Annotated in this window: 8 protein-coding genes, 1 tRNA gene and 1 pseudogene; 8 read left to right on the forward strand and 2 right to left on the reverse strand. The window is 71.2% G+C overall.

Annotated features, from left to right (window positions below; translation table 11 throughout):
- Positions 1–2,024: S9 family peptidase (locus tag M3N57_08370; protein ID MDP9022697.1), on the forward strand; the 2,024-nt coding region annotated here is incomplete at its 5' end.
- A complete protein-coding gene (locus tag M3N57_08375; GenBank protein ID MDP9022698.1) occupies positions 2,021–2,992 on the forward strand; it encodes an LD-carboxypeptidase in 972 nt (323 codons plus the stop codon). The genes M3N57_08370 and M3N57_08375, both read left to right, overlap by 4 nt.
- Here the strand turns inward: M3N57_08375 and M3N57_08380 are convergent.
- Together M3N57_08380 and M3N57_08385 are read right to left on the reverse strand one after the other, a co-directional pair.
- A complete protein-coding gene (locus M3N57_08380) occupies positions 2,962–4,047 on the reverse strand; it encodes a polysaccharide deacetylase family protein (GenBank protein ID MDP9022699.1) in 1,086 nt (361 codons plus the stop codon). The genes M3N57_08375 and M3N57_08380 overlap by 31 nt on opposite strands.
- Positions 4,044–5,474, reverse strand: a complete 1,431-nt coding sequence (locus tag M3N57_08385; protein ID MDP9022700.1) for a hypothetical protein — start codon at positions 5,472–5,474, stop codon at positions 4,044–4,046. The genes M3N57_08380 and M3N57_08385 overlap by 4 nt, the downstream gene beginning before the upstream one ends.
- 132 nt (positions 5,475–5,606) lie before the next feature.
- On the opposite strand from M3N57_08385, the gene M3N57_08390 reads away from it, so the two are divergent.
- From M3N57_08390 to M3N57_08415, 6 genes and pseudogenes are all read left to right on the forward strand, one after another.
- Positions 5,607–5,680: transfer RNA gene (locus M3N57_08390), tRNA-Leu, on the forward strand.
- A gap of 179 nt (positions 5,681–5,859) precedes the next feature.
- The gene (locus M3N57_08395) at positions 5,860–6,084 is read left to right on the forward strand and encodes a hypothetical protein (protein ID MDP9022701.1); all 225 of its coding nucleotides are present in this window, start codon (positions 5,860–5,862) and stop codon (positions 6,082–6,084) included.
- Between the two features lie 11 nt (positions 6,085–6,095).
- Positions 6,096–6,728: a response regulator gene (locus M3N57_08400; protein ID MDP9022702.1), complete on the forward strand. Its 633-nt coding sequence runs from the start codon at positions 6,096–6,098 to the stop codon at positions 6,726–6,728.
- A gap of 102 nt (positions 6,729–6,830) precedes the next feature.
- A complete protein-coding gene (locus M3N57_08405) occupies positions 6,831–7,679 on the forward strand; it encodes an ABC transporter substrate-binding protein (GenBank protein MDP9022703.1) in 849 nt (282 codons plus the stop codon).
- Between the two features lie 69 nt (positions 7,680–7,748).
- Positions 7,749–8,530: pseudogene (locus M3N57_08410) on the forward strand (amino acid ABC transporter permease).
- The coding region (locus M3N57_08415; GenBank protein ID MDP9022704.1) for an amino acid ABC transporter ATP-binding protein at positions 8,530–9,222 on the forward strand (693 nt) is incomplete at its 3' end. The pseudogene M3N57_08410 and the gene M3N57_08415, both read left to right, overlap by 1 nt.

The raw sequence follows: 9,222 nt of genomic DNA on the forward strand, positions 1-9,222 counted from the left end.
TGCCTGACCAGCTCGACCTCGACACGTTCCTGGCGATGCCGCGGCTGAGCGACCTGCGGCTGTCCCCGGACGGATCCCGCCTCGTCGTCGCGGTCGCGACCCCCGACGACGACCGCAAGCGCTACACCAGCGCACTCTGGGAACTCGACCCCGACGGCGCCCGCGAGCCCCGGCGGCTGACCCGGTCACCGCGGGGGGAGTCCAGCCCGGCGTTCCTCCCCGGCGGTGACCTTCTCTTCGTCTCGGAACGGGCCGGCAGCGACGACGCCGACGACAGCGACACCACCGCCGACGTGTGGCTGCTCCCAACCGCCGGCGGCGAAGCACGGCTGGTCGCCGAGCCGCCAGGTGGCGTCGCCGGACTGACCATCGCCCGCGACGCCGGCCACGTCATCCTGGGGGTCCCCACGTACCCGGGCGCGGCGACTTGGGAGGACGACGCCGGCCGGGACCGCGCCCGACGCGACGCCGGTGTCCGCGCGCTGCTGTTCACCACCTACCCCATCCGCTGGTGGGACCACTGGCTCGGACCCCGCCAGCGACGGCTGTGGCACGGGCGGCTCCCCGGCCACGACGAGGGCCGCCTCCAGGTGCGCGACCTCACCCCCGACGTCGGCGATCAGCTCGCCATCGACAACACCGTCTTCGACGTCACGCCCGACGGCGCCACGGTGGTGACCAGCTGGCAACGGCTGGCCGACGACCCGCGTCAGCGCACGTTCGACCTCGTCGCCGTCGACGTCGGCACGCGCGAACGGCGTGTCCTGCTGCACGACGACGACCACTGGTACTCGGACCCACGCTGTTCGCCGGACGGCCGCGCGGTCGCCTGCCTGCGGACCTTCCAGGGTGACCCGCAGACGGTCACCGACACCGACCTGGTCGTGGTCGACCTCGACGACGGCGGCGTGCGGACGCTGGTGGCCGACGTGGAGCTGTGGCCTGACCGGCCGGTGTGGACGCCGGACGGGGCGGCCCTGCTGTTCACCGCCGACCAGGCCGGACATCGGCCGGTGTTCCGCGTGTCGGTCGACGACGGCCGCGTGACCCGGCTCACGGCCGGCGGGGCGTACAGCGACGTCGACGTCACGCCCGACGGCGGGCGGGTGGTCGCGCTCGGCGCGACCATGCAGCGTCCTCCGCACCCGGTCATCCTCGACGCCACCGCCCCCGATCAGCACACCCCGGGCGAGATCCCCTCGCCGGCCGCCGCTCTGCACGGCCCCGGGCGCGTCGAGCGGCTCACCGCGCGGGCCACGGACGGGACGTCGATCGCGTCGTGGCTGGTCCTGCCGCCCGCCGCGACGACCGCCGGCCCGGCCCCGCTGGTGGTGTTCATCCACGGTGGGCCGCTCGGGACGTGGAACAGCTGGCACTGGCGCTGGAACCCGCACGTCCTGGCGTCCCAGGGCTACGCCGTGCTCTGCCCGGACCCGGCTCTGTCGACCGGGTACGGGCTCGACCTGATCCGCCGGGGGTGGGGACGGTGGGGCGCCGAGCCCTACACCGACGTGATCGCCGCGGTCGAACACGCCGCGCGGCGTGACGACATCGACCCAACCCGCGTGGCGGCGATGGGCGGCTCGTTCGGGGGGTACATGGCCAACTGGATCGCCGGCCACACCGACCGCTTCCGCGCCATCGTCACGCACGCCAGCCTGTGGGCGCTGGACGGCTTCCACGGCACGACCGACCTCGGCGTGTGGTGGGAGCGCGAGTTCGGGGATCCCTACGTCGACCCGGCGCGGTACCGCGAGCAGTCGCCACACCAGCACGTCGGCGCGATCCGGACCCCGATGCTGGTGATCCACGGCGAGAACGACCACCGCGTGCCCATCAGCGAGGCGCTGAGGTTGTGGACGGACCTATCGCGGCACGGCGTCGACGCGCAGTTGCTGTACTTCCCCGATGAGCACCACTGGATCGCCAAGCCCCAGAACGCGCGCTTGTGGTACCGCACGGTGCTGGCCTTCCTCGACCACCACCTCCGCGGGCGACCGTGGGAGCGGCCCGAGCTGCTGTGACCGACGTGGTCCGCCCGCCGGCGCTGCGCCCCGGTGACCGCGTCGCGATCGTGTCGCCGAGCAGCCCGGTGGTGCACCGTGATCGCCTCGAACGCGGTCTGGCTCAGCTGCGCTCGTGGGGGCTCGACCCGGTGGTGTTCCCGCACGCCGACGACGTGCACGGCCACCTCGCCGGCACCGACGACGACCGGGCCGCCGACCTCAACGCTGCGTTCCGCGATCCCGGCATCCGGGCCGTGATCGCCTCACGCGGCGGGTACGGCGTCACCCGGATCCTCCACCGGCTGGACTGGGCGGCGCTCCGCCACGACCCCAAGCTGGTTGTGGGGTTCAGCGACGTCACCGCCCTGCTGCTCGCGGCGTGGCAGCGTCTGCGCCTGGTGACGGTGCACGGCCCCTTCGCGGGGCGGCTGCATCTGCTGGGTGGGGACGAAGAGAGCGCGCACCTGCGCCGGCTCCTCACCGACCCGCGCCCCGCCGGGATGCTCACCCGAGCCGGCGACGCGCCGGTCGAGACGGTCGTCGGCGGGGTCGCCGAGGGGCGGCTGTTGGGCGGGAACCTCAGCGTCCTGTGCGCGCTGGTGGGCACCGTCGACGCCCCCGACACCGACGGCGCCATCCTCGTCATCGAGGACGTCAACGAGGCGCCCTACCGGCTCGACCGGTCGCTGACGCAACTGCACCGCGCGGGGGTCCTCGACCACGTCACCGGCGTGATCGTCGGGGAGATGGTCGGGTGCGACCCACCGACCGACCGCCCGTCGTTGCCCACCGCCGCGGTCGTCCGCGCCGCGTTCGCCGGGTTGGGGATCCCCGTGGTCCATGGCCTGCCGATCGGGCACGTCGACCGTCAGCTGGCCCTGCCGCTCGGCGTCCGCTCCCGCCTCGACGCCGACGCCGGGACGCTCACGCTCCTGGAGCCGGCGACCACACCGCGTCAGCCGGCCCCCGCCGGTGCCTCCGCGTAGCCGCGGGCGGCGGAGCCGGCCAGGGGGCGGGCGACGTCGGCCCACGACGCCGGGAAGCTCACCGTGGCCGGGTCGCCGTCGGATACGAAGCGGCGGCCCGGCTCGGCGTCGAGCCACTCGACCCACTTGTCGAACTCCGGGACGTACGCCTGGACCCGCTGCACCGCCATGGGGTCGTACTCGGTGTGGTGCGGCGAACGGGTCGGCATGAAGCCGACCAGGAGAGCGATGTCGTGCTCGTAGCGGAAGCCGTTCGCCTCCCCACGCATGGCCAGCTCGCGGTTGTTGGGCCAGATGCCCTGGGTGAGGGTGATCGACCGGACGCGGTAGTCGGGCCCGACCACCTCGGCGAGCTCGGCCTCGGCCCGGGCGAGGTTGTCCTGCACCTCGGCGTCGGTGAGCTGGGCGAGGTTGTCGTGGTTGTAGGTGTGGTTGGACAGGTCGAAGCCGTTGGCGACCAGGTAGCGCAGCTTCGCCTCGATGGTGTCGCGGTCGGTGTCGCGGAAGGGGACCGGCCAGTAGAACGCGAACGTGGCTCGTGCCCGCCAGGTCGGGTCCTCGCGCTCCATGGCCTGCAGGATCCCCACCACGGAATCGGGGTGGGGGGTGTGGCCATCGTCGGCGAAGAAGAAGTGCTGCCGGTAGGAGTCATCGAACGTCAGCAGCACCGGTGATGTGCCCAACGGGATGGGGAACGTCCCGTCGATGAACTCGTCGACCGAGATCGGCCGGTACCCGCGGTCGTGGAGCTCGCGCAGCTGCGCGCGGAAGGTGGCCAACGAGTTCTCCCAGCGCCCGTCGCGGTCGCCGATGTCGTGCCACTCGACGACCAGCACCCGTCCCAGCTCGTTGACCCCGGCTGCGGCCAGCTCGCCGTCGGTGACGTCCGGGACGGTCACCTCCGGCTCGGTCGAGGATGGCGGATCAGCCGGCTCGCGGTCCACGGCTGTGGCGTCGGGAACGGGCGTCGCGGCGGGTGGCCGCATGCCGACCGGGGCGGCCGAACAGGCGGCCATGAGGGCCGCAGCGGTGGCGAGGACGGCGCGGCGGGTCACCGGACGTGTCCTCCGCGGAGCATCGCGAGCGGCGTGGGGGTCTCCGCGGGTGCCTGCTCCGAGGGTGTCTGCTCCGGGGGTGTCTGCTCCGGGGGTGTCTGCTCCGCGGGAGGCTCGGGTGGGGCCTGGACGGCGCGGGGCCGCAGAACCGGGGCCAGCGCCTCGCGGCTGTAGCGGTTGTGGGCGTTCCACAGCAGCCACGACTCGATGCCGTTGTCGTAGGTCGCACGGAGCTGATCGCTGACCCGGCCTGGGTGGTGCGGGACGGTCAGGGAGAAATCCTCCAGCCACGGTCGGACCTTGGCCCGGTAGCCGTCGACACGTTCCTGAGCCTCACGCATGGCGTTGACCACGACGTCGTAGGGATGCGCTTCCGGTCGGGCCAGGCCGTAGTTCCCGGGGTAGTAGTGCGACGGGTAGACCATCGGTGAGACGTAATCGACCTCGCTGATCACGTCCTCGAAGAGCTGCCCGGTGCCGTCACCGTCGCCGGAACCCTCCTGCTTGTACGTGGTCAGCCCGAAGATGTCGGCGCTGACGCGTACCCCCTCGGCGTGCAGCTGCTCCCGGGCGTAGGCGAGGAACCCACGGATCGCGGCGGGGTCGACCGTCTTGCCGTCGTCGTACACGGCAGAGGCGACGTTCCCGTCGGTGGGGAAGCGCATGTAGTCGAGCTGGATCTCGAGGAAGCCGATCCGTGCGGCCTCACGGCCGAGGTCGACGATGTAGTCCCACGCGTCCTTCTTGTTGGCGTCGAGCCACGTCATGCCCTTGCGATCACGCCACACGCCACCACCGGCGGCTTTGATCGCGAGCTCCGGCTTCGCGGCCGCCGCGATCGGGTCCTTGAAGCACACGATCCGGGCGATCGGGTACCCGCCGGCGTGACGCAACTGGCGGATCCGCGACGCCGCACGGGCTTTCGACTGAGCCGTGTGGCTGTCCGCGCCGGACTCGTGCGCGATCGCGACGCGCGAGTCCTTCCACGCGATCATGCCGTTGTCGTCCTTGACGTCGATGACGATCGCGTTGATCTCGGTCGTGGCGACCAGGTCCAACAGGTCGTTCCACCGCTCCCCGGCGAAGCTCCACATGGTCGAGTACACCCCCCGCACGATCGGCCACTCTGCGGGGAAGCTCCGCAGCTCCGCGCGGGTACGGCCGACGAGGTCGGCGGCGAGGTCGACCGCGGGTGCGGCCGCGAGCTGCGTGGCGGGACCGTCGTCGTTCGGGTCGGTGGGCGCTGCCGCCCGTGTGTCGGCGGTCTCGCCGCTGTCCGTGGACACGATCGGTGGCGCGGCGGTTGTCGCCGCGCCCGACACCTGGTCTGACTCGGCTCCGGGCGGTTGCACGCCGGTGAGCCACAATCCGAGGACGAGGCCGGACGCGGCGAAGGCCGCGCGCAGCCGCGTCGGTGTGATCACCATCGTCGACCCATCACCGTCCGCGACGACGGGGATCCCATGTCGCCGCCGTGGCCCCGTCATCCTCGGCGGCGGGTCGGGAACCTAGCAGTCCCGCGTGGCTCGGCGGGTGCGAGGCCGTATCCTCGTGTCCGTGCCCCGGTAGGCCAATCGGCAGAGCCACGCGCCTCAAGAGCGTGTCAGTGTGGGTTCGAATCCCACCCGGGGTACTTCGCGCTTTCGCGCGCGGGTCGGCGACGGCTACGCTCCCGCGGGGCGAGGCTGTCCATCGAACTCGCGTGATCACTCGGGGAGTAGCGCCACGGGCACCGCACGCGATGCGACCAAGCTCCGCGAGCGGCTAGCGAACGTCCACGAGCGTCTCCGCCGCACGCGGGCGAACCTGCGGGTGCTCGAGGAGCAGGTCGCGTACCTGCGGGAGGTCGCCGACGACGCCGAGACGCGGAAGCTCGTCGCGCAGACGCCGCTGGCCGACCGCGAGTGGCGTGAGGCCAAGACGGACCACGACCGGCACGTGCGGCTGCTCGACGAGACCCGCGCCGAGGCGGCGGAACTGGCCGCCGAACGCGACCGCCTCCTCGACCGCCTGCTCGAGCTGGAGGGGACCAGGTGACCGAGGACGCCGTGCGGGCGGGGGCGCCAGGCGGGCAGGCCCCGGGAGACGAGCTCCCGACCCGGGTCCTGATCGCTGAGGACGAGGCGCTGATCCGCCTCGACCTCAAGGAGATGCTCGAGGAGGAGGGGTTCGAGGTCGTCGCTGAGGTCGCGGACGGGGCATCCGCGGTCCGCCTGACCCGCGAGCTCCGACCGGAGCTGGTGATCCTCGACATCAAGATGCCCGTCATGGACGGGATCCAGGCCGCCGAGGAGATCGCCCGGGAGCGGCTCGCTGCGGTCCTGATCCTCACCGCGTTCAGCCAGCGTGACCTGGTCGAGAAAGCTCGCCGCGCTGGCGCGATGGCGTACCTCGTCAAACCGTTCCAGAAGCACGACCTGCTCCCGGCCGTCGAGATCGCCGCGGGGCGCTTCCGGGAGATGTCCGGGCTGGAGTCGCAGGTCGATGACCTCGAGGCGCGTCTGGAGGCCCGCAAGCTCGTGGAGCGCGCCAAGGGGATGCTGCAGGAGTCGCAGGACATGACCGAGGCGGAGGCGTTCCGCTGGATGCAACGCCAGGCGATGGAACGGCGCCTGACCATGCGCGCCGTCGCGGAGCAGATCATCGACGAGCTGGGCGGTGACGATCCTCCCTCCGGCTGAGGACGGACCGCGGGGGTCCTCGCGAGTGTCCTACCGAGGTCGTAGACCTGGTGGGTGTCCCGGTTTTACGCTTCAACGTCGTCGCACCGACCCGGAGGAGCCATGCGCGTCCCGATCAGCCTGCGCACCGTGGCCCTGGCCGCCACGGTCGCTCTCACCGTCGCCGCCTGCGGCGACGGAGACACCGCCGCCACCCCGGAGCCGACCGGGACGCCGGGGACCGCGCCGGCGTTCGACCTCGTCGAGGAAGGCGTGCTCACGGTCTGCTCCGACATCCCCTACCCGCCGTTCGAGTTCGAAGACCCCGAGCGAGCCGGGGAGTACACCGGGTACGACATCGATCTGATGCGGGCCGCCGCCGACCGTCTGGGCCTGCAGCTCGAGGTGGTGGTGACCAGCTTCGACGCGATCAGGAGCGGGACCGCGATGGCGGCCGACCAGTGCGATGTGGCCGCGTCGGCCATCACCATCACCGCGGAGCGCGACGAGAACCTCGACTTCACCGACCCGTACTCCAACGCCGACCAGTCGCTGCTGGTGCGCGCCGAGGATCACGACAAGTACGCGTCGCTGCCGGACCTCGCCGGTCAGGCCATCGGCGTGCAGGCCGCCACGACCGGCGAGGAGTACGCGCGGGAGAACAAACCGGAGGGCGCGACCATCACGGCCTACGAGGACGCCGGCGCGCTGTTCACCGCCCTGACAGCCGGTGAGATCGACGCGATCCTGCAGGACTTCCCGGTGAACGCCTACCAGGCCACGCAGGACGAGTCGGTCGTGGTCGTTGAGCGGTTCCCCACCGGTGAGCAGTACGGGTTCGCGGTGGCGGAAGGCAACACGGACCTGCGCGACGCGATCAACGAGGCCCTGCACGAGATCGAGGGCGACAACGAGTTCACCGAGATCTACCGGCGGTACTTCGGGGAGGACCCGCCCGACGACCTGCTGTAGGCGTCTCGGTGAGCGGCACCGACTGGTAGAGGGCCCCGTTAGGCCCCTCGCCGTTCGAGGAGGCCCCACGTGAAGCGACGGACCCAGGTCCGTCTCGTCCGGGCCGTGTTCTACACGCTGTTCGCCGTGGTCGCCATCTACGTCGGGGTGAACGCGGACTGGGTGCGGCTGCAGAACCGCTTCTTCAACCTGCAGATCGCCGCCGACATGTTCCCCCGCGTCGTGACGGTCGCGGCCCGCAACACCTTGATCTTCACCGTCCTGTCGTTCAGCTTCGGGCTGGTGCTCGGCCTGATCCTCGCGCTGATGCGGCTGTCGACCATCGTCCGTACCGGTGGTTCGCGGCCGTCTACATCGAGGTGTTCCGCGGGCTGCCCGCGCTGCTGACCATCTTCCTGATCGGGTTCGGGATCCCGATCGGGCTGGTGTTCAGCATCCCGGGCCGGTACGGCCCCGGAACGGTCGGGCTGGGATTGGTTGCGGCCGCGTACATGGCGGAGACCATCCGCGCCGGCATCGAGGCGGTTCCTCGCGGGCAGATGGAGGCGGCACGGTCACTGGGGATGCGCTACTCGCGCGCCATGGCGTCGATCGTGGTCCCGCAAGCCTTCAGGATCATCATCCCTCCGATGACCAACGAGCTGGTGCTGCTGCTGAAGGACACCTCCCTGCTCTTCGTGATCGGGACCCGGCAGGGCATGGAGGAGCTGACGAAGTTCGGCCGTGACCTGCTGAACCTGCGAGCGAGCCCGACGCCGCTGATCGTCGTCGGCCTGGTCTACCTCGCGATCACCATCCCGATGACCCGCCTCGTCGCGCTGCTGGAGCGCCGGGCGAGGAGGGCGCGCTGATGGCCACTTCCGCGAACGCCGGCGAGGCCGAGCACGCCATCGACATCATCGACCTGCACAAGCGGTTCGGTGATCTCGAGGTGCTGCGCGGCGTCGACTTCCACATCGAGTACGGCGAGGTCGTCTGCGTCATCGGGCCGTCGGGTTCGGGGAAGTCGACCCTGCTGCGCTGCGTGAACCGGCTCGAGGAACCCACGTCCGGGCGGATCATCATCGAGGGAACCGACATCACCGATCCCGATGTCGACGTCGATCTGGTCCGCCGCAAGATCGGGATGGTGTTCCAGCAGTTCAACCTCTTCCCGCACCTGACGGTGATGGGCAACGTCACGATCGCGCAGCGACGGGTCCTGAAACGTTCCAAGCGTGAAGCGACCCAGGTGGGCCGCGCCATGCTCGAGCGGGTCGGCCTGGCCGAGAAGGCCGACGACTACCCCGTCCGCCTGTCCGGCGGTCAACAGCAGCGCGTGGCGATCGCACGGGCGCTGTGCATGGACCCGGACATGATGCTGTTCGACGAGGTCACCAGCGCCCTCGATCCGGAGCTGGTCGGCGAGGTACTCGACGTGATGCGGACGCTGGCCGACGAGGGCATGACCATGATGGTCGTGTCGCACGAGATGGGGTTCGCTCGCCGCGTCGGCGACCGGGTCGTGTTCATGGCCGCCGGTGTCATCGTCGAACAGGGGCCG

It is taken from the genome of Actinomycetota bacterium (genome assembly GCA_030776725.1).
In the GTDB taxonomy this organism is placed as follows: domain Bacteria; phylum Actinomycetota; class Nitriliruptoria; order Nitriliruptorales; family JAHWKO01; genus JAHWKW01.

Excerpts from the sequence above, each read along its gene's own strand:
- M3N57_08385 (MDP9022700.1), bottom strand. The coding sequence starts at position 5,474 with ATGGTGATCACACCGACGCGGCTGCGCGCGGCCTTCGCCGCGTCCGGC.
- M3N57_08405 (MDP9022703.1), top strand. The coding sequence starts at position 6,831 with ATGCGCGTCCCGATCAGCCTGCGCACCGTGGCCCTGGCCGCCACGGTC.